Source organism: Novosphingobium sp. SL115 (assembly GCF_026672515.1).
GTDB lineage: Bacteria > Pseudomonadota > Alphaproteobacteria > Sphingomonadales > Sphingomonadaceae > Novosphingobium.
The window spans coordinates 2202130-2220954 of sequence record NZ_JAPPRG010000002.1 but is presented as its reverse complement, the minus strand read 5'-3'; the positions used below and the strand labels follow the sequence as shown (position 1 = coordinate 2220954).

General features: G+C 60.2%; 20 protein-coding genes and 2 tRNA genes. 14 read left to right on the top strand and 8 right to left on the bottom strand.

The window, feature by feature from the left end:
- Positions 1-5 precede the first annotated feature (5 nt).
- The 3 genes from OVA07_RS12230 (at position 6) to OVA07_RS12220 (ending at position 3464) form a co-directional block, all read left to right on the top strand.
- Positions 6-887, top strand: coding sequence for a tyrosine recombinase (locus OVA07_RS12230; RefSeq protein WP_268171697.1), 882 nt, complete (start codon positions 6-8; stop codon positions 885-887).
- A gap of 31 nt (positions 888-918) precedes the next feature.
- Complete coding sequence (locus tag OVA07_RS12225; protein ID WP_268171696.1) at positions 919-1863, top strand: acetyl-CoA carboxylase carboxyltransferase subunit alpha; 945 nt, start codon at positions 919-921, stop codon at positions 1861-1863.
- A 122-nt stretch (positions 1864-1985) separates the two neighbouring features.
- Positions 1986-3464, top strand: coding sequence for a M48 family metalloprotease (locus OVA07_RS12220; protein WP_268171695.1), 1479 nt, complete (start codon positions 1986-1988; stop codon positions 3462-3464).
- Between the two features lie 115 nt (positions 3465-3579).
- Here the strand turns inward: OVA07_RS12220 and OVA07_RS12215 are convergent, their stop codons facing one another.
- On the bottom strand, positions 3580-3750 hold the full coding sequence (locus tag OVA07_RS12215) for a Flp family type IVb pilin (RefSeq protein WP_268171694.1): 171 nt from the start codon (positions 3748-3750) through the stop codon (positions 3580-3582).
- 101 nt (positions 3751-3851) lie between these two features.
- On the bottom strand, positions 3852-4037 hold the full coding sequence (locus OVA07_RS12210) for a Flp family type IVb pilin (protein ID WP_268171693.1): 186 nt from the start codon (positions 4035-4037) through the stop codon (positions 3852-3854).
- Between the two features lie 99 nt (positions 4038-4136).
- Here OVA07_RS12210 and OVA07_RS12205 point away from each other — a divergent pair, with 99 nt between their 5' ends.
- The 7 genes from OVA07_RS12205 (at position 4137) to OVA07_RS12175 (ending at position 8740) form a co-directional block, all read left to right on the top strand.
- Positions 4137-4529, top strand: coding sequence for a (deoxy)nucleoside triphosphate pyrophosphohydrolase (locus OVA07_RS12205; protein WP_268171692.1), 393 nt, complete (start codon positions 4137-4139; stop codon positions 4527-4529).
- Positions 4530-4570: 41 nt separating this feature from the next.
- Positions 4571-4647, top strand: a tRNA-Arg gene (locus OVA07_RS12200).
- 38 nt (positions 4648-4685) lie between these two features.
- Positions 4686-4762 (top strand) — tRNA-Arg (locus tag OVA07_RS12195).
- 225 nt (positions 4763-4987) lie between these two features.
- A complete protein-coding gene (pdhA, locus tag OVA07_RS12190) occupies positions 4988-6145 on the top strand; it encodes a pyruvate dehydrogenase (acetyl-transferring) E1 component subunit alpha (protein WP_442789650.1) in 1158 nt (385 codons plus the stop codon).
- A gap of 1 nt (position 6146) precedes the next feature.
- Positions 6147-7505: a pyruvate dehydrogenase complex E1 component subunit beta gene (locus OVA07_RS12185; protein ID WP_268171690.1), complete on the top strand. Its 1359-nt coding sequence runs from the start codon at positions 6147-6149 to the stop codon at positions 7503-7505.
- A gap of 85 nt (positions 7506-7590) precedes the next feature.
- A complete protein-coding gene (locus OVA07_RS12180) occupies positions 7591-8175 on the top strand; it encodes a hypothetical protein (protein ID WP_268171689.1) in 585 nt (194 codons plus the stop codon).
- An 88-nt stretch (positions 8176-8263) separates the two neighbouring features.
- The gene (locus tag OVA07_RS12175; protein WP_268171688.1) at positions 8264-8740 is read left to right on the top strand and encodes an EF-hand domain-containing protein; all 477 of its coding nucleotides are present in this window, start codon (positions 8264-8266) and stop codon (positions 8738-8740) included.
- A gap of 4 nt (positions 8741-8744) precedes the next feature.
- Here the strand turns inward: OVA07_RS12175 and trmFO are convergent, their stop codons facing one another.
- A complete protein-coding gene (gene trmFO, locus OVA07_RS12170; RefSeq protein WP_268171687.1) occupies positions 8745-10115 on the bottom strand; it encodes a methylenetetrahydrofolate--tRNA-(uracil(54)-C(5))-methyltransferase (FADH(2)-oxidizing) TrmFO in 1371 nt (456 codons plus the stop codon).
- A 67-nt stretch (positions 10116-10182) separates the two neighbouring features.
- On the opposite strand from trmFO, the gene OVA07_RS12165 reads away from it, so the two are divergent.
- Positions 10183-10839, top strand: coding sequence for a lysoplasmalogenase (locus OVA07_RS12165; RefSeq protein ID WP_268171686.1), 657 nt, complete (start codon positions 10183-10185; stop codon positions 10837-10839).
- Here the strand turns inward: OVA07_RS12165 and OVA07_RS12160 are convergent.
- Both OVA07_RS12160 and gyrA read right to left on the bottom strand, forming a co-directional pair.
- On the bottom strand, positions 10836-11189 hold the full coding sequence (locus tag OVA07_RS12160) for a DUF952 domain-containing protein (RefSeq protein ID WP_268171685.1): 354 nt from the start codon (positions 11187-11189) through the stop codon (positions 10836-10838). The two genes, OVA07_RS12165 and OVA07_RS12160, sit on opposite strands and share 4 nt — an antisense overlap.
- Entirely contained in the window at positions 11186-13945 is a 2760-nt protein-coding gene (gene gyrA / locus OVA07_RS12155; protein WP_268171684.1) for a DNA gyrase subunit A, read from the bottom strand. The genes OVA07_RS12160 and gyrA overlap by 4 nt, the downstream gene beginning before the upstream one ends.
- A gap of 313 nt (positions 13946-14258) precedes the next feature.
- Here gyrA and OVA07_RS12150 point away from each other — a divergent pair, with 313 nt between their 5' ends.
- Complete coding sequence (locus OVA07_RS12150; RefSeq protein ID WP_268171683.1) at positions 14259-15572, top strand: tetratricopeptide repeat protein; 1314 nt, start codon at positions 14259-14261, stop codon at positions 15570-15572.
- A gap of 85 nt (positions 15573-15657) precedes the next feature.
- Here OVA07_RS12150 and OVA07_RS12145 read toward each other — a convergent pair whose 3' ends face one another.
- A complete protein-coding gene (locus OVA07_RS12145; RefSeq protein ID WP_268171682.1) occupies positions 15658-16326 on the bottom strand; it encodes a carbonic anhydrase in 669 nt (222 codons plus the stop codon).
- A gap of 64 nt (positions 16327-16390) precedes the next feature.
- Between OVA07_RS12145 and lipA the strand changes: the two genes are divergently transcribed.
- Positions 16391-17350 carry a lipoyl synthase gene (lipA, locus tag OVA07_RS12140; RefSeq protein ID WP_268172701.1) on the top strand — a complete coding sequence of 320 codons (960 nt, stop codon included), beginning with the start codon at positions 16391-16393 and terminating at the stop codon, positions 17348-17350.
- Between the two features lie 2 nt (positions 17351-17352).
- On the top strand, positions 17353-17814 hold the full coding sequence (locus tag OVA07_RS12135; protein WP_268171681.1) for a type II toxin-antitoxin system RatA family toxin: 462 nt from the start codon (positions 17353-17355) through the stop codon (positions 17812-17814).
- On the opposite strand, the gene OVA07_RS12130 is transcribed toward OVA07_RS12135, so the two are convergent.
- Together OVA07_RS12130 and OVA07_RS12125 are read right to left on the bottom strand one after the other, a co-directional pair.
- Positions 17775-18278, bottom strand: coding sequence for a CinA family protein (locus tag OVA07_RS12130; RefSeq protein WP_268171679.1), 504 nt, complete (start codon positions 18276-18278; stop codon positions 17775-17777). The genes OVA07_RS12135 and OVA07_RS12130 overlap by 40 nt on opposite strands.
- 4 nt (positions 18279-18282) lie before the next feature.
- Positions 18283-18822, bottom strand: a complete 540-nt coding sequence (locus tag OVA07_RS12125) for a hypothetical protein (RefSeq protein ID WP_268171678.1) — start codon at positions 18820-18822, stop codon at positions 18283-18285.
- Positions 18823-18825: the final 3 nt, after the last annotated feature.

Sequence of the window (18825 nt, the reverse complement as noted above, 5' to 3'; positions counted from 1 at the left end):
TCGCCATGGCGGGCAAGGCAGAGCCGGAGGTCGAGGACTTTCTGGCGATGCTGGCAGCACAGCGCGGGGCCGCAGCAAATACGCTGGCGGCCTATCGGCGTGATCTGGTAGGCGCGGCAGGTGTGCTGGGCGCGCTGGCGGGAGCAAGCCGTGACGATTTGACCGACCTGTCTGCGGTCTGGGCTGACCTTGCACCATCATCGCTGGCGCGAAAGGCGTCGGCCCTGCGCCAGTTTTACGGCTTTCTGGTGGATGAAGGCGTGCGCGACGATGATCCTTCATCAGCGCTGCCAAGGCCCCGCGCGCGCAGGTCATTGCCGCGCCTGCTGGGCCATGGCGAGGTGGATGCGCTGTTCCAAACGGCTGAGGAGGATGCGCGCGGACGGACGCCCGAAGGTTTGCGCATGCTGGCCCTGCTGGAACTGCTTTACGGGTCGGGCCTGCGTGCCACCGAACTGATGTCGCTGCCGCTGGCGGCCGTGCCGCGCGATGCGCCGTTTCTGACCATCACCGGCAAAGGTGGGGTGCAGCGCATGGTGCCAGTGTCGACACGGGCGATCCGGGCGCTGGGCGATTGGCTGGCTGCACGCGGCAAAGGCGGGCGCTTTGTCTTTCCATCACCACGCGGCGGCCACCTTTCGCGTGTGCGGCTGTTTCAATTGCTGCGCGATCTGGCGCTGCGGGCAGGGCTTGATCCCGAAAAGGTCAGCCCGCATGTCCTGCGCCACGCCTTTGCCACACATTTGCTGGAAGGCGGGGCAGACCTGCGCGTGCTGCAAACCTTATTGGGTCATGCCGACATCGCCACCACCCAGATATACACTCATGTCGATGCCGCGCGTCTTGTCGCGCTGGTCAACCAGCGTCATCCGCTCGCCAAGAGTTGACCAAATCCGCGCTCGCGCCTAGCGGAATGGCATGATTTCTTATCTGGAATTTGAAAAGCCGGTCGCTGCGCTTGAAGCCCGCATTGCCGAACTGCGTGAAACCGCGCAGGGCGGCGATATCGACATCACTTCAGAGATCCGTCGGCTTGAAGCGAAGTCCGCCGAACTGTTGGCCAGCACGTATAAAGCGCTGACGCCGTGGCAGAAGACCCAGGTTGCGCGCCACCCCGCGCGCCCGCACTTCAAGGACTATGTCGAAGCAATCTTTACCGATTTCATGCCCTTGGGCGGGGATCGGCTGTATGGCGAAGATCAGGCGATCATCGGCGGCTTTGCCAAGCTGGGCAACCGCCGGGTCATGCTGATAGGCCATGAAAAGGGCAACGACACGCAAAGCCGGATCCGCCACAACTTTGGCATGGGCAAACCTGAAGGCTATCGTAAAGCGATCCGCCTGATGGAAATGGCCAGCCGATTCGGCCTGCCAGTGGTCACGCTGGTCGATACGTCGGGCGCGTTTCCGGGGATCGAAGCGGAAGAACGCGGACAGGCCGAAGCCATCGCCCGTTCGACCGAAGCCTGCCTTGCGCTGGGCGTGCCGATGGTGGCTACCATTGTGGGTGAAGGCGGATCGGGCGGCGCAGTAGCGCTGGCCAGCGCCGAACGTGTGTTGATGTTCGAACACGCGGTCTATTCGGTCATCTCGCCCGAAGGGTGCGCGTCGATTCTGTGGCGCACGTCTGAAAAGGCGGCTGATGCTGCCGAAGCGATGAAGGTGACCGCGCAGGATCTGCTGGTGCTGGGTGTGATCGACCGCATCGTGCGCGAACCGGTGGGTGGCGCACACCGCAATCCCGCCGCTGCCACCGCGCTGTTGGGCACTGCCATTGCCGAGGAACTTGACGCGCTGTCGGGCAAGTCTGCGGACGAACTGCGGCTGTTGCGCGCGGATCGTTTCCTCCGAATCGGCGCCTGATTGCACGCGCCACTGGCGCGCGGGAACCGGATTTGCGACAAGTGGGTTGATGAACCGACTTTCTTCGGAAGGCGGACGCAATGCGTCATGTCTGGCCGTCGCAAATAAACAGGGAGCTTCCGATGCCATCAAGCCGTCGTGCGCGCATAGGCCTTTTTGTTGCAGGAGGTGTTGCCGCCGCCGCCATTCCGGCATTTGTGATACCGGATAATGGCCGGGTGCGTGCGCAGGCTGTGCAATCGATCAGCATTGCGGACAAAAAGCAGGGTGCCGAAGCGCATCCCCAGCTTTTGCAGGAATTTGGCGGCGCGATGACCGGCTCGCAAGCCAAGTATGTCGAATCTGTCGGCAAGACCATCGCGCTGCAATCCGGCCTTAGCAACGCTCGCAGCGATTTCACGGTTACGCTGCTAAACTCGCCGGTCAACAACGCTTTTGCGATTCCCGGCGGTTATGTTTACGTCACCCGCCAACTTGCCGCGCTGATGAACAATGAAGCCGAACTGGCAGGTGTGTTGGGCCATGAAGTGGGCCACGTTGCTGCCCGCCATGCACAAAAGCGGCAAAGCGCGGCCACGCGCAATTCGATTCTGGGTGCGCTGGGCACGATTATTTCCGGTGCCGTGCTTGGCAACGGCGCGCTGGGGCAGGTGGGACAGAAGATATTCTCCACCGGCAGCCAGCTTTTGACGCTGAAATATTCGCGCGGTCAGGAAACCGAGGCCGACAACCTTGGCATCGCCTATCTGCAGCGTGCGGGATATGATCCACGCGCCATGTCGTCGGTGCTGCAAAGCCTCGCGCGGCAGAATGCGTTGGATGCGCAGATCAAGGGCACGACGAATCAGGTTCCCGAATGGGCCAGCACGCACCCTGACCCGGCATCGCGCGTGCGCGCGGCACTGACCAAGGCTGGCAGTCGCACCGGAAAAACCAATCGCGACACGTTTCTCGCAGGGGTTACCGGCCTGACATATGGCGATGACCCGGCACAGGGCATCGTCGACGGGGCAAAATTCACTCATCCGTCGCTGAAACTGGCATTTCAGGCGCCGAACGGGTTCTATCTGGTGAACGGAACGCGCTCCGTTTCGATTTCAGGGCAGAGCGGCAAGGGCGAATTTTCCTCTGCCGCCTTCAATGGCAACCTGCAGGACTATGTGAAAACTGTTTTTGCCGGACTTTCCAGCGAACAGCAGGTCCAGCCCGATTCGCTGCAGACCACCACGGTTAATGGAATACCGGCAGTTTATGGTGCGGCGCGCGTGACCAGCGGCGGCAGCCCGGTGGATGTGGTGGTTTTTGCCTACCAATGGGCGCCTGCACAGGCCTTCCACTTCGTCACGATCAGCCAGTCGGGGCAGGCATCGCAATTTGATGGTATGTTCCGTTCGATTCGCCGCATCACATCGGTTGAGGCAAATGCGGTAAAGCCGCGTCGTCTTTCACTGGTTACGGTCAAGGCGGCAGATACATTGCAGGGTCTGGCTGCACGCATGGCCTATACCGATAATCAACTGCAACGCTTCCTTGTGCTCAATGGCATGACCAACGACAGCAAGCTGATAACAGGCCAAAAGGTGAAGATCGTCATTTATTGAGTGATGCTGCAACTTTATCAGCATATCGTCCTGAATTTTCTAAAATCCTTTACGAACAAACGAAAGCGGGCGGGAATTTCTTCCCGCCCGCCAACTAATCCGGTTTTACCGAAGATCAGTTCGTGCTGTCGATTGCAGTCGAAACCTGGGTGAACTTGCCTTCGAGCGAAGTGCCAAGTGCAGTCATCGCGCCAATTGCAGCAACGGCTACGAGAGCGGCGATCAGACCGTATTCAATTGCAGTGGCGCCGTCTTCGTTTGCGAACAGGTCACGGAAAAGCTTCATGGGTAGTCTCCTGTAAGTGTGTCTTCTTCTATCCCGGCCCGCTTTGTGTTTAACTTCGCAGCGGACATTGGTGTTTCTACGCAGCATTTCCTAATATGAAGTTAATCGCTGCCGAATGCTGCACGGGTCTTTTCGGCAATGCTGCTCCACATGGCTTCAGTTTCTGAAGCGACCGAACGGACCGAGAACATGATGGCGATAAAAATGAACGCCATGAGCAAACCATACTCGACAACCGTGACCGCTGTTTGGTCACGCAGCAGCTTCTGCAAAGTAGGTTTCACCATCACATCCTGTTCAATTCGGCAGCAAAGGCATATACGCGCCGGGTGCTAATAAATTCTTCAGACGGGTTAGGGGGGCAAACGGCCCCTGCGCATAACGCGATGCTGGTTGTCGCAGCGGGACTGGTTTCAGACGGCAAAGTGCTGATGCAGCGCCGTCCGGCAGACAAGGAGCATGGCGGCCTGTGGGAGTTTCCTGGTGGAAAGGTAGAGCCTGGCGAAACCCCGGAACAGGCCCTTGCACGCGAGTTGAATGAAGAATTGGCCATATACGCCAGCCCGGAACACTTTTGCGCGTTCACGTTCGCATCCGGCATATCGTCCAAAGGTCGGCCTGTCGTTCTACTGCTTTACACCGCTACGCAGTGGCAGGGACAACCTGTGTCGTGCGACGGCGCACAGATCGCCTGGTGTGATTGTGCAGGCCTTGGCGGGCTGCCCATGCCCCCGCTGGATGTGCCTTTGGCAGAGGCGATAAAAGTGCTGCTGAAATGACTTGCCAAGGAAGAATCAGCCCTCTAAAGGCGCGTCTCCCGGCACCCGTAGCTCAGCTGGATAGAGCATCAGACTACGAATCTGAGGGTCGGACGTTCGAATCGTTCCGGGTGCACCATTTCCTTTTGGGGGTGGGCATGGGATTAAAATTGGTAGGCACCCGTAGCTCAGCTGGATAGAGCATCAGACTACGAATCTGAGGGTCGGACGTTCGAATCGTTCCGGGTGCACCACCAACATCGTTTTTCAAAAGGCTCGCCCCGCGCGGGCCTTTTTCGTTTCAAATCATCCCGCAGCCGCGAAGTATGAACCCATTCGGTTCACAGATTTTGCATAGGTATCCGTGTAAGGTTCGTATTCACCGAACAAAGTTGCTTCGCCGCAAAGCTAGGGTATAGGCTTTGCCGCGCGGGCCGGACGTTACGGAACGCGAGGCTGCCAGAAAAGGAATCCCAGACTTGGCCAAGTCCGTCAGGCCCAGTGCCGCCAAACCTGCCGCAAAACCTGCTGCCACGCGCCCTGCCGCACAGGCTGCAAAGCCCGCCGGGGCTGCTGCATCTGATCCCGTGATTGCATCATCGATCGCCGAAGAAGCCGCCTTTGCGCTGCGCAGCCTTCAGCAGGCCCATGCCAACAACAAGCGGTTCGATGCCAGCGACGAAGAACTGATGAAGTTCTACGAACAGATGGTGCTGATCCGCCGCTTTGAAGAAAAGGCCGGCCAGCTTTATGGTCTGGGCCTGATCGGCGGCTTCTGCCACCTCTATATCGGTCAGGAAGCCGTTGCGGTTGGCCTGCAGTCGGCCCTCAAGGAAGGGCATGACAGCGTCATTACCGGTTATCGCGACCATGGCCACATGCTGGCTTATGGCATCGATCCCAAGGTCATCATGGCCGAACTTACTGGTCGTGGCGCAGGTATCTCGCGCGGCAAAGGCGGTTCGATGCACATGTTCAGCACCGAGCATAAGTTTTACGGCGGCCACGGCATCGTCGGTGCGCAGGTGCCGTTAGGTGCGGGGCTTGCCTTTGCTCACAAGTATCGCGGCGATGGCGGCGTGTGCATGGCCTATTTCGGCGATGGCGCAGCCAACCAGGGGCAGGTTTATGAAACCTTCAACATGGCCGCGCTGTGGAAGCTGCCGATCATCTTCGTGGTCGAAAACAACGGTTATGCCATGGGCACCGCGGTAAAGCGCGGCTCGGCTGAAACTGAATTCTACCGTCGCGGCACGGCATTCCGCATCCCCGGCATGGACGTGAACGGCATGGACGTGCTGGAAGTGCGTCAGGCTGCCGAAGTGGCGCTGGAATATGTCCGCGCGGGCAATGGCCCGGTGCTGATGGAACTGAACACCTATCGTTATCGTGGCCATTCCATGTCCGACCCTGCCAAGTATCGCAGCCGCGAAGAAGTGCAGGAAATGCGCGACAAGCACGATCCGATCGAAGCTGCCAAGGCCGAACTGCTCAAGCGCGGTGTGACTGAGGACAAGATCAAGGACATCGACAAGCGCATTCGCCAGATCGTCGCGGAATCGGCAGACTTTGCCGAAACATCGCCTGAGCCGGATATGGCCGAGCTTTATACCGACGTGCTGGTGGAGAAGTATTGAGATGGCAATCGAACTGAAGATGCCCGCGCTCTCCCCGACGATGGAAGAGGGCACGCTGGCCAAGTGGCTGGTCAAGGCCGGTGACGAAGTGAAGTCTGGCGACATTCTGGCCGAAATTGAAACCGACAAGGCGACGATGGAATTTGAAGCCGTGGATGAAGGCGTGATTGCCGAAATCCTCGTGACCGAAGGTACTGAAGGCGTGAAGGTCGGCACTGTGATCGCCACGATTCAGGGTGAAGGCGAAGACGCTGCTCCAGCGCCTGTTGCCGCAGTTGCACCGGCCCCCGCGCCGGTGGCAGAAGCCACTCCGGCAAAGGCTGCTGCGCCGGTTGTTGCCACGCCTGCGGCTGATCCTGAACTGCCTGCCGGCACCGCCATGGTGCCCACCACGGTCCGCGAAGCTCTGCGCGATGCGATGGCCGAAGAAATGCGCGCCGATGACCGCATCTTCGTGATGGGCGAAGAAGTGGCCGAATATCAGGGCGCTTACAAGGTGACGCAGGGCCTGCTCGCCGAATTCGGCCCGCAGCGCGTCATCGACACCCCAATCACTGAATATGGCTTTGCTGGCATCGGCGCGGGCGCGGCCATGGGTGGCCTGCGTCCGGTGATCGAGTTCATGACGTTCAACTTCGCCATGCAGGCGATTGACCACATCATCAACTCTGCCGCCAAGACCAATTACATGTCTGGTGGCCAGATGCGCTGCCCGATCGTGTTTCGTGGCCCGAACGGCGCGGCAAGCCGCGTGGGCGCGCAGCATTCGCAGAACTATGGCCCTTGGTATGCCAACGTACCCGGCCTTGTGGTCATCGCGCCTTATGACAGCGCAGATGCCAAGGGCCTGATGAAGGCGGCGATCCGCAGCGAAGACCCGGTCGTCTTCCTTGAAAACGAACTGGTCTATGGCCGCACTTTCGACGTGCCGCAAATGGATGATTTCGTCCTGCCAATCGGCAAGGCGCGCATCGTGCGGCCCGGCAAGGACGTGACCATCGTGTCCTATTCTATCGGTGTCGGCCTTGCGCTGGAAGCAGCCGCAACGCTGGCCGATGAAGGCATCGATGCCGAAGTCATCGATCTTCGTACCCTGCGCCCGCTCGACAAGGACACCGTCCTAGCCTCGCTGGCCAAGACCAACCGCCTTGTGGTGGCCGAAGAAGGCTTCCCGGTCTGCTCGATCGCGTCCGAAATCATGGCGATCTGCATGGAAGAAGGCTTCGACAATCTCGATGCCCCGGTCCTGCGTGTGTGCAACGAAGACGTGCCGCTGCCTTATGCGGCCAATCTGGAAAAGGCTGCACTGATCGATGCGGGCCGTATTGCCGCCGCCGTGCGCAAGGTTTGCTACCGCTAAGACAGTCGGTTTCGACATCAGGCAAAAGGGCATTCGGGCAACCGGGTGCCCTTTTCCGTTTCTGCATCAGACGATAAGGGGACACATGCAGGACAAGCTCAGCATCAGCGCAGACATGCTCGATCCACCGCAGCGCATTGCGCTGGCCTACGCGCCCAAGCGGGTTCGGCCAGTATGGGAAGCGCTGCTCCTGCTGGAGCAACGGCTTGCCGATGCGGCGCGTCCCGGCCGCGATCCGATCATGATCCAGTTTCGCCTTGCCTGGTGGCGCGATCGTCTGGCCGAACCTGCCGGGCAGCGGCCGAAAGGCGAACCACTGCTGGCACGGCTGGCCGCGTGGGATGGCCAAACCGCCGCGTTGACCGCACTGGTGAATGGCTGGGAAGCAAAAATCGTGGGGGAAGACGGCGGCGCAGAACTTGCCCGCGCCCGCACCGAAGCTTTCGTCGCGCTGGGTCATCTGGTGGGAGTTGGAGATACCGAAGCGATTCGCCGTGCTGCACAAGGGCTGGCCGATCCGGCATCCGCCAAACCCGCTCCTGCCTTGCCACGGGCGATGCGTCCGCTGGCGGTGCTGCGCGCCATGGCTTTGCGTGATGCGCGTGGCGGAAAACCCACACCGTTTGCAGACATTGCCCGGGTCATGTGGGTTGGTCTTCTTGGACGCTGAGATGGCGCCAATCCCGAACTATCTTTGACTGCGAAAGTTGCGTTTTTGCGCAATACGATAGGGGATTTTCCTTATCGGGATGGCATCGATGGTTCGGGGTTTGCTGGGTGGTCTAGCCGCATTGCTGCTGGTGGCTGCAGGCGCATTCTGGTGGCAGGGCAGGGCAGAAACCGCATTTGGCGGTGAAGCGCCCGCGCTACCTGTCGAATCCGCGCCTGAGGCGGAGCCGGAAGGCCTGCCCAGCGCCGACGCCGATGGCCTGACCGGTGTCGCCCCGCCCGAAGCGAATGCGGTAGGCCGCGAAGCCCGCCGTTTCAACGGCTTGGACAAGGACCGCGACAGCCGCATCAGCCGCACCGAAATGCTCAGCCCCCGCGCCAGTGCTTTCCGCAAGCTGGACAAGGACGGCAACAACCTGCTGACGTTCGAAGAATGGGCAGTGACCACGGTTGACCGCTTCAAAAGCGCAGACAACAACGCGGACCTGTTCCTGACGCGCGAGGAGTTTGCCACCACGCGCCCCAAGGACAAGCCGAAACCCAAACCCAAATGTTCGTGCAAATAGCGTGTCAGGGCAGGGTTTTGACCCATTCCGCCATGTCGGCTTTGCCCCGCGAGGTATAGGCTTCTTTGCGGGCCTTTTTCTTCACCGATTCATCGACGGGAGGAAACAGGCCGAAGTTCACGTTCATCGGCTGATAGCTGTCAGCCTCAGCATCGCCGGTGATGTGCGACAGCAGCGCGCCCAGCGCAGTTGTGCGCGGCGGCGGTGACCATTCGCGCCCCGTAATCTGTGCCGCCGTCATCAGCCCTGCCAACATACCCACCGAGGCACTTTCGACATAGCCTTCGCAGCCGGTGATCTGTCCGGCAAAGCGGATGTGCGGCGCGCTTTTCAACCGTAATTGCCGATCAAGCAGGGTGGGTGAATTGAGGAAAGTGTTGCGGTGCAGCCCGCCAAGCCGCGCGAACTCTGCGTTCTCCAGCCCCGGAATAGTGCGGAACACGCGCACCTGTTCGGCATGTTTCAGCTTGGTCTGAAAGCCGACCATGTTCCACAGGGTGCCGAGCTTGTTGTCCTGCCGCAACTGGACCACGGCGTAGGGCCAGCGGCCATTGGGATGTTCGGGCGTTGCCCAGTGCGGATTGTCCAGCCCAACCGGCTTCATCGGTCCGAAGCGCAGCGTTTCCACGCCGCGCGACGCCATGACTTCGACCGGCATACAGCCATCGAAATAGGGGGTGTTCGCCTCCCATTCCTTGAACTCCGTCTTTTCGCCTGCCAGCAATTCCTCGCGGAAGGCAAAGTATTGGTCCTTGGTCATCGGGCAGTTGATGTAATCGCGTCCGTCACCGCCCAGTGCCAACGATGCTTCCGCCCCTTTGTCCCAGCGCGACGCCATCCACGCCACGTCCATGTCGATGCTCTCGCGATAGACGATGGGGGCGATGGCATCGAAAAACGCCAGCGAATCCGCCCCTGTCGCCGTGCCGATGCTGTTGGCAAGGGCGGGGGCGGTCAGCGGGCCGGTGGCCACGATGGTCAATCCAGCCGATGGCAGCACATCCACCCGCTCGCGCACGATTTCGAGCGTTGGCTGCGCTAGCAGCGCTTCTTCGACCAGTGCGGAAAACACGTCGCGATCCACTGCCAGCGCCGATCCTGCCGGGACCCGTGCCTTTTCCGCTGCCGCCATCAGCAGGCTGTCGCACCCGCGCATTTCGTGGTGGAGCAGGCCCACGGCGTTCTTTTCGTGATCGTCCGACCGAAAGGAATTGGAGCAGACCAGTTCGGCCAGCCCATCGCCATTGTGCGCTGCCGTGCTGTCACCGCCGCCGCGCATTTCCGACAGCCGCACACGAATGCCGCGCCGGGCAAGCTGCCATGCTGCCTCGCTTCCGGCCATGCCGCCGCCGATGATGTGAACCTGATGTGTCATGCCCTTGCCCTTGGCATTGCCGCGCCGCTGCTGCAAGACCGTGCGGGAACGTCGGGGAAGGGGACTTGTGCCGAAACGCGCGCTGATCGAAAAACGCCCATGGCTGGTGGCCAGCCTTGCTGCCGGTGTCAGTTATTGGCTGGCCGCAAAGGGGCAGGTTCCGGGGCTGTGGTTGATCGCGTGGAAGGGGGCAAGTGTTGCCTTCCTGGCAGCCTATGCTTGGGCGCATCATCCGTCGCGCAATGCCCACCTGATCGCGCTGGTCATGGCATTGGGCGCGCTCGGCGATATGGTGCTGGAAGTGAATTTTACCGGCGGTGCCATTGCGTTTGTGCTGGGCCATCTTGCCGCGATTACCCTGTATCTGCGCCATCGCCGGCTTAATCCCACCAGCAGCCAGAAGGCCGCAGCCGTCACCACGCTGCTCGCCGTCCCGCTGATTTCATGGCAATTGACCGGTGCAGCCGAAGTCGCGCTTTATGCACTTGGCCTTGGCGGCATGGCTGCGGCGGCATGGCTCAGCAGCTTTCCGCGCTATCGCGTTGGGGTGGGCGCGATGATGTTCGTTACGTCAGACCTACTGATTTTTGCGCGTATGGGACCACTGGCGCACAGCGCATTGGCCAGCCTGCTGATATGGCCGCTTTACTACTTCGGACAATTTCTGATTTGCACCGGGGTCATCGGCACCCTTCGGAAAAAGGGTGAGTTTTCGGCGGGCTAACCGGTAACTGGCAGCTTCACCGTGCTATCGGCATTGCGAACAAGTAGGCCATACGTCAGCACAGCGTTCAGCGGCAGGGCGCCGTAAATATGCGGAAATAACTGCCCACCGCGTGAAGGCTCCCACTTAACAGCCTCGCCCAAAACCGTGAGATCGACCGCCACAACATGAAGGTCGTCCTGCCCGGAAAAATGCTTGTTCACCGTTTCGGTCACTTGCGCGGCGGTTGACAGGTGGATGTAGCCATCCGCCAGATCGACCGGTGCACCTGTAAACACGCCATCGGTTTCAAACTGCGCCATCTGTGGCGCAGTCAGCACTTTATAGGCGACTTGCGGCGTGGCGGTCATTCGCCTGCGCCGTCGGTTTCCTCGCCGGTCACGTCTTCGACGTCCGCTTCAACTTCGGCTTCCTCGCTGGCTTCTTCCTCAGCAAGACGCACCGCGCTGACCACATGTTCATCGCCCGATACGTTGAACAGGCGCACACCGGCAGATCCGCGCCCGATCACGCGCAGCGAATTCAGCGGTAGACGGATCAACTTGGCCTGATCGGTCACCAGCATAAGCTGATCGGCCTGCGTAGCGGGGAAGCTGGCCACCACAGGCCCGTTGCGGCCAATATTATCGATATTGGTGATTCCCTGACCACCGCGACCGGTGCGGCGATATTCATAGGCCGACGACATCTTGCCATAACCGTTGGCGCAGACCGTGAGGATGAACTGTTCACGTTCGGCCATGAAGGCATAGCGCGCCTGATCGGCCATCTCGCCTTCCTTCTCGCCTTTCCACGGAGCGTAGCGCAGGTATTCCTCGCGCTCTTCAGGGTTGGCGCCAACGCGGTGCAGGATGGACAGCGAGATCACCTCGTCGTCGCCCTTCAATGTCATGCCGCGCACACCGGTAGAGGTGCGGCTAGTGAATTCGCGCACTTCATCACCGGCAAAGCGGATGGCCTTGCCCGCGCGGGTGGCCAGCAGCACGTCGTCGCTCGCCTCAAGCAAGGCAACGCCGATCAGGCGGTCTTCGCTGGGCGTCCCATCCTCGGCGGCATCGAACTTCATGGCGAATTTGCCGTTGGTCGGGATGTTGGCAAAGGCATCCATCGAATTGCGGCGCACGTTGCCCTTCGCTGTAGCGAACACCACGGACAGCTTGCCCCATTCCGCCTCGTCTTCAGGCAGCGGCAGCACTGTGGCGATGGTTTCGTCCTTGTCCAGCGCGGGCAGCAGGTTCACCACCGGGCGGCCCCGCGTGGTCGGCCCGCCTTCGGGCAGTCGCCATACCTTCAGGCGATAGACTTTGCCGGCGGTGGAGAAGAACAGCACCGGGGTATGCGTGCTGGTGACGAACATCGTCCCTACAGCATCCTCGTCCTTGGTGGCCATGCCGCTGCGGCCCTTGCCGCCACGGTTTTGCGCCCGGAACGTGGAAAGCGGAGTGCGCTTGATATAGCCGTCCAGCGTGATCGTGACGACCATGTCCTCACGCTCGATCAGGTCTTCATCCTCAATGCCGTCGGCAGGCGCGGTAATTTCGGATTTGCGCGGGGTGGCAAAGGCGGCGCGCACTTCGACCAGTTCCTGTCGCATGACGCCATACAGCTTCACACGGTCGGCCAGAATCGAAAGGTATTCAGCAATCGCGGTGGCCAGCCCTTCCAACTCTCCGCCAATTTCATCGCGGCCCAGGGCGGTCAGGCGGTGCAGGCGCAGATCGAGGATTGCGCGGACTTGCGTTTCGGACAGGCGATAGCTGGAAGCCGCAGCAACATCGATATCCTCGATCGCTTCGACCAGTTTGATATAAGGGGCAATTTCACCCATCGGCCATTCGCGCGAAATTAGCGCCTCACGCGCGATTGTCGGGTTCGACGATCCACGAATGATCCGCACAACTTCATCAAGATTGGTCACCGCGATGACCAGACCAAGCAGGATATGCGCCCGGTCGCGTGCCTTGTTCAGTTCGAACTTGGTACGGCGGGTAATCACTTCCTCGCGGAAGCGGACGAACGCCTCGATGATGTCTTTAAGGTTGAGCACTTCCGGGCGGCCGCCACGGATGGCCAGCATATTTGCCGGGAAGCTCGATTGCGCGGGTGTGTTGCGCCAGATCTGGTTGAGCACAACCTCAGGCGTGGCATCACGCTTGAGATCGACCACGACGCGCACGCCTTCGCGGTTGGATTCGTCGCGGATGTCGGAAATGCCTTCGATCCGCTTGTCCTTTGCGGCTTCGGCAATCTTTTCCACCAAGCCGGACTTGCCCACCTGATAGGGGATGCTGGTCAGCACGATCGAGCGGCGATCGCCCCGGCTTTCCTCAATCTGGTGGCGCGCCCGCATGATGATCGAGCCGCGGCCTTCGTGATAGGCCTTACGCGCGCCCGCCGTGCCAAGGATCAGCGGCGAGGTTGGGAAATCCGGTCCCGGAATGATCTGGATCAGTTCGTCGATCGAGATCAGCGGGTTGTCCATATAGGCAAGGCAACCGTCGATCACTTCGCCCAGATTGTGCGGCGGAATGTTGGTTGCCATGCCCACCGCGATGCCGCCAGCACCGTTGACCAGCAGGTTGGGGAAGCGCGCAGGCAGAACCTGTGGCTCATGCTCCGAACCGTCATAGTTCGGCGTGAAATCCACCGTGTCCTTTTCGATATCGCCCAGCAGCGCATCAGCCACTTTGGCCAGACGCGCTTCTGTATAACGCATCGAAGCCGGTGGATCGGGGTCCATCGAACCGAAGTTGCCCTGACCGTCGATCAGCGGCAGCCGCATCGACCAGTCCTGCGTCATGCGTGCCAGCGCGTCATAGATCGCAGCATCGCCGTGCGGATGGTACTTACCCATCGCGTCACCGACGATACGCGCCGATTTGCGATAGGCCTTGGTCGAAACGAAACCGTTTTCCTGGCAGGTCCACAAAATACGGCGATGAACCGGCTTCAAACCGTCGCGCACATCGGGCAGCGCGCGGCTGACGATCACGCTCATCGCGTAATCGAGATAGCTGGTTTTCATTTCATCGACGATGTCGATCCGCTGAAATTCGCCTTCCGGGGCGGGGACTGGGGGGTCGATGATCGTGGTGTCGTCGCTCACGGGGGCAGCTTTTCAGTTTACGTTTCAGGAATGGGACAGGCCCTAGGCCAATCCTCTGTCAAAGGCCAGCAACACCGGCCAGATCGCCCGGATTCGGGTGCGGTTTTCCACACTTGCGACCAGTTGCCTGAATATTCGGACGAGGCGTCATTCAATCGCCATTCACGGCGAAAAGGATAGGCCACGGCAGTTGCCAAGGTCTGATTTCCGCGTCAGTAGCGGTGCGGACCAGAGGTGAAAGGACACCAGGGTGCGCTTGGGGCAAAGGCGGTCGCCAGCTTTCACGCATCCGGTCGAACAGGAGACGATTTTTATGCGTGGTTCTTTCGGGTTGATCGGCAAGACGGCGATGGCACTCGTGCTTGCCACGGGCGCGCTGACGGTCGGCACAACCGCCGCTGTTGCCAAGGAAAAGGAACAGAAGGCTCCTAAGGCCAGCTATTCCAAGGAATTCGTGGCGGCTGCTGCACCGATCCAGAAAACGGTAAACGCGCTGGAAGAAGCCAAGAAAAAGGGCGCTTCAGCTGAAGAACAGAAGGCCATTCTCGCCACCGCTCCGGCTGAAATCGCTGCTGCCGAAGCCGCGATCAAGACCGAGATGGACCGGTTTGCCGCGGGCCAGTTCGCGGTCAACGCCGGTGGTCCGCTGAATGACATGGGTATGCGGCAGCGCGGCATGAAGAACATGCTCGACAGCGGCATGGTCCCTGCGGCCAACGTCACCGACTATCAGTTCTATCTGGGCAACTTCGCCTATTCGAACAAGGATTTTCCGACGGCTGTCGCGGCGCTGACTCCTGTGGTTCAGGCCAACTATAAGGACGAAACGGCGGCTGAGCTGCTTGCAGATTCTTATTCGCAGCAGGGCCAGAACGCGCAGGCACTCGATGCGCTGAAGATGGCGGTCGAAGCACGCAAGGCAGCAGGCGCTGCCGTGCCCGAAGGCTGGTTCAAGCGCGCCAACCTTATCGCTTACAAGAACAAGATGGGTCCGCAGGCGATCGAATGGTCGACCCTGATGGTGGAAAGCAACCCCACGCCGATCAACTGGCTGGGCGCCGGGCAGCTCGTGCGCGAATTTGGCCAGTTCACCAACCAGGAATCGCTTGATCTGGGTCGCCTGCTGCTGCGTTCCGGCGGCCTGCAGAACGATCCCAAGTATGTCGAACGCGAATATGTTGAATACATCGAAGCAGCCGATCCGCGTCGCCTTCCCGGCGAAGTGCTGAAGGTTGCAGACATGGGCGTGAAGGCTGGTGTCCTGAAGGCAAACGACGCTTTCGTGACCGACGCGATGACCCAGTCCAAGGGCCGTATCGCGGCTGACAAGGCATCACTGCCCGCGCTTGACCGTGATGCCCGCGCTGGCAAGGACGGCAAGAGCGCGCTGGCCATGGCCGACGCTTATCTTTCGTACGACGAACCGGCCAAGGCCGAGGAAATGTACAAGATGGCCATCGAAAAGGGTGGAATCGACAAGGATCGTGCGCTGACTCGCCTGGGCATCGCTCAGGTTGATCTGGACAAGTTTGCCGATGCTAAGGCAAGCTTTGCGCAGGTCACCGGCGTTCGTGCCCCGCTTGCCCGTCTGTGGGCGGCTTTCGCCACCACACAGGGCCAGCCCTGATATTTCAGGCTGAAGCCTGATTGCTACATAAGGAAAGGGCAGCCCGCAAAGGCCGCCCTTTTCGTTTGTCGATAGCCCAACCCTGTCAGGCAACCACGCCGAACTCGCCGCACGCTTCATCCAGCACATGCAGCAGCCCGTCGGAAATGGCGAAGAACGCGCCGCGCAGCTTCAGATCGCCGCGCGCTTCCTTGCGCTGAATGCAGGGAAAGGTGCGCAAATTGGCAAGACTGGCGCGAACGCCGGCAAATTCCATCGCCCGTTCGGCTTCATGGCCGCTGGTGCCATGCTTGTGGACTACCTCTTCCCGCGCATCGTCCAGCAGCGATATCCAGTCGGCGATGAAGCCGCCTTCGCCCGGCTGCATACCTTTCAGATCCTGCGTCAGCGCTGCCTTACAGCCACCGCACATGCCATGGCCCATCACCACGATTTCCTTGACCTTCAGCACCTGCACCGCAAATTCCAGCGCCGCTGAAACGCCATGATGGCCGGGGGTCGTTTCAAATGGTGGCACCATGGCCGCCACATTGCGCACGACAAAGATTTCGCCCGGATCGACATCGAAAATCTGTGCCGGATCAACCCGGCTATCCGAACAGGCCACCACCATCACACGCGGCTCCTGTCGCTGGCTAAGCTGACTCCACTGGTCCAGCTTGGGATGCCATCCAGTTGCGCGGAAGCGGCGGTAGCCGTCGATAAGCTGGTCCATTTCTGGCGAGCTGCTGGTGTCTGATGCGGGGATCGTCATGGCTTGCTAATGGAGCCTCCGATTGCCTCTTTCAAGTGCCGGAACTTGCGCCTATCTGGGCGGCATGAGCGAACCGGCACCGACTTCCCGCCCTGAACGCCCCGAACAGGCACGCCAACGCAAGCCTGATTGGATCCGCGTCAAAGCCCCGACCAGCAAGGGTTATGGTGAAACGCGCGCACTGATGCGCGAACTGGGCCTCAATACCGTGTGCGAAGAAGCGGCCTGCCCGAATATCGGCGAATGCTGGACCAAGAAGCACGCCACGGTGATGATTCTGGGCGATGTCTGCACCCGCGCCTGCGCTTTCTGCAATGTGAAGACCGGTATGCCCCGCGCGGTTGATCCGCTCGAACCGATGAATGTGGCCACCGCCGCAGCCAAAATGGGGCTGGAACACATCGTCATCACCTCGGTCGACCGCGATGATCTGCCCGATGGTGGCGCAAACCATTTCGTCAAGGTCATCAAGGCCTTGCGTGAACTCACGCCCCACACCACGATCGAAATTCTGACGCCCGATTTCCGCAACAAGATGGAAGCCGCAGTTGCGTCTATCGTCGAAGCTGGACCGGACGTTTACAATCACAACCTTGAAACCGTACCTCGCCTGTATCCTACGATCCGTCCCGGTGCGCGCTATTATGCCTCGCTGCGGCTGCTGGAACAGGTCAAGCGCCATGATCCGCGCATCTTCACCAAGTCTGGCGTGATGCTGGGGCTGGGCGAAGAGCGGCTTGAAGTGCACCAGGTGATGGATGATATGCGTTCGGCGCAGATCGACTTCCTGACCATGGGCCAATATCTCCAACCCACACCAAAACACGCCAAGGTGATGGAATTCGTCACACCCAAGGCATTCGGCGCCTATGGTGCCATCGCGCGGGCCAAGGGCTTTTTGCAGGTGGCAGCAAGCCCCCTAACGCGCTCCAGCTATCACGCTGGTGATGATTTCCGGCAGATGCGCGCCACGCGCGATGCGCAACTTGCCAAGGCGGCTGACAAGGCCGGCACAAAGGTCTGATCTTGCCGCGTATTACGGAAACCCGCGTTCTGCCTTGGTCGGCGGAACAGATGTTCGATCTGGTGGCTGATGTGCGCCACTATGGCGAATTTCTGCCATGGGTCGTGGCCACGCGGGTCAAGTCCGATAGCGATACGGTTATGATCGCCGATATGCTGGTAGGATTCAGCGCACTGCGTGAAAAATTCACCTCCCGCGTGGTCAAGGACCGTCCGCGCACGATCAAAGTCGAATATATCGAAGGTCCGCTGAAGCGTCTTGAAAACGACTGGACGTTCACTGCCCTGCCAGACGGCGGTTGCACCATCGATTTCTGCGTCGATTTCACCTTCCGCAGCGCCATTTTTGAAAAGCTGGCTGGGCAATATCTCGACGCGGCATTCCGAAAAATGGTCGCCGCGTTCGAAAAGCGGGCCGATCAACTCTACGGCAGCAACAGTTCCAGCGCCACCAGAGTCGCCTGATACCGCACTTCGGCGCGGGTCTTGGCCCCGTCAAACAGCTTCAGCTCCGCATTGGTCGCTTCGGGATCTTCGCCCACTTTGGCGCAGGCGAAGACGACCGTACCCACAGGCTTCTGGTCCGATCCACCGTCAGGCCCGGCAACCCCGGTAATCGCCACAGCCACGTCCGCGCCCGATTTCTTGAGCGCTCCCTGCGCCATTGACCACGCCACTGCAATGGAGACCGCGCCAAACGTATCGATCAGGTCTTCCGAAACTCCCAGAAGCTGGATTTTCGCTTCGTTGGAATAAGTGACAAAACCCCGATCAAGCACGGCCGAACTGCCCGGCACTTCTGTCAGCGCGGCGGCAACAAGGCCCCCAGTACAGCTTTCGGCAACCGCAACCTTGCGGCCAATCGCCACGTTCTCTTCGATCACCCGGCGCGCAAGCGCACCGATTTCGGGGGGGAGCAGGCTGTCCATAAAATCAGTTCGCCGCCTTGCAGATCGGCATCGCCGAAGGTTTGCCGTTCTTCGGCTTATCGGCGAGCACCACGACGAAAGCGATCAGTTCTGCGGTATTTTCAGGCGGCAGGGGAGCCAGAATCCGCACACCCCGCTCAATTGTCGTACACTGCGTCGCCTTGATTTCGCCGCCAACCATTTCGCTGACCATGCCTTCGACAAACGGCTGCAATGCCGTGTCGGGCAACGACTTGATTGTTTCGGTCATCTTGGGGTCTTTGGTCCCGCCAAGCTTGAGGAACGCGCCCTTGGCTACCGGCCAGTTTGCGTTCTTGCGTGCGGCATAACGGTTAAGGAATTCCCCGCCGCGCGTGGCGAAATAGCCGCTGGTTGAAAGGTGGGGCTTGCAGGCCTTCATTGCACCGTCGATTACCGAAGGCAGGGCATAGCCGACCAATCCGTTCACTTCGGTTTCGCTCAGGCATTCAGCGGCAACTGCCGCTTGTCCTTGCGCCAGCGCCAGACCTGCGCCCAGCGTAAAAAGTGTGCGGGAAAGCTTCATATC

What these genes read in the sequence shown, in the direction of transcription:
- OVA07_RS12230 (WP_268171697.1), top strand. Translation starts at nt 6, where the DNA reads ATGGCGGGCAAGGCAGAGCCGGAGGTCGAGGACTTTCTGGCGATGCTG.
- OVA07_RS12225 (WP_268171696.1), top strand. Translation starts at nt 919, where the DNA reads ATGATTTCTTATCTGGAATTTGAAAAGCCGGTCGCTGCGCTTGAAGCC.
- OVA07_RS12220 (WP_268171695.1), top strand. Translation starts at nt 1,986, where the DNA reads ATGCCATCAAGCCGTCGTGCGCGCATAGGCCTTTTTGTTGCAGGAGGT.
- OVA07_RS12215 (WP_268171694.1), bottom strand. Translation starts at nt 3,750, where the DNA reads ATGAAGCTTTTCCGTGACCTGTTCGCAAACGAAGACGGCGCCACTGCA.
- OVA07_RS12210 (WP_268171693.1), bottom strand. Translation starts at nt 4,037, where the DNA reads ATGGTGAAACCTACTTTGCAGAAGCTGCTGCGTGACCAAACAGCGGTC.
- OVA07_RS12205 (WP_268171692.1), top strand. Translation starts at nt 4,137, where the DNA reads ATGCTGGTTGTCGCAGCGGGACTGGTTTCAGACGGCAAAGTGCTGATG.
- OVA07_RS12185 (WP_268171690.1), top strand. Translation starts at nt 6,147, where the DNA reads ATGGCAATCGAACTGAAGATGCCCGCGCTCTCCCCGACGATGGAAGAG.
- OVA07_RS12180 (WP_268171689.1), top strand. Translation starts at nt 7,591, where the DNA reads ATGCAGGACAAGCTCAGCATCAGCGCAGACATGCTCGATCCACCGCAG.
- OVA07_RS12175 (WP_268171688.1), top strand. Translation starts at nt 8,264, where the DNA reads ATGGTTCGGGGTTTGCTGGGTGGTCTAGCCGCATTGCTGCTGGTGGCT.
- trmFO (WP_268171687.1), bottom strand. Translation starts at nt 10,115, where the DNA reads ATGACACATCAGGTTCACATCATCGGCGGCGGCATGGCCGGAAGCGAG.
- OVA07_RS12160 (WP_268171685.1), bottom strand. Translation starts at nt 11,189, where the DNA reads ATGACCGCCACGCCGCAAGTCGCCTATAAAGTGCTGACTGCGCCACAG.
- OVA07_RS12150 (WP_268171683.1), top strand. Translation starts at nt 14,259, where the DNA reads ATGCGTGGTTCTTTCGGGTTGATCGGCAAGACGGCGATGGCACTCGTG.
- OVA07_RS12145 (WP_268171682.1), bottom strand. Translation starts at nt 16,326, where the DNA reads ATGACGATCCCCGCATCAGACACCAGCAGCTCGCCAGAAATGGACCAG.
- lipA (WP_268172701.1), top strand. Translation starts at nt 16,391, where the DNA reads ATGAGCGAACCGGCACCGACTTCCCGCCCTGAACGCCCCGAACAGGCA.
- OVA07_RS12130 (WP_268171679.1), bottom strand. Translation starts at nt 18,278, where the DNA reads ATGGACAGCCTGCTCCCCCCCGAAATCGGTGCGCTTGCGCGCCGGGTG.
- OVA07_RS12125 (WP_268171678.1), bottom strand. Translation starts at nt 18,822, where the DNA reads ATGAAGCTTTCCCGCACACTTTTTACGCTGGGCGCAGGTCTGGCGCTG.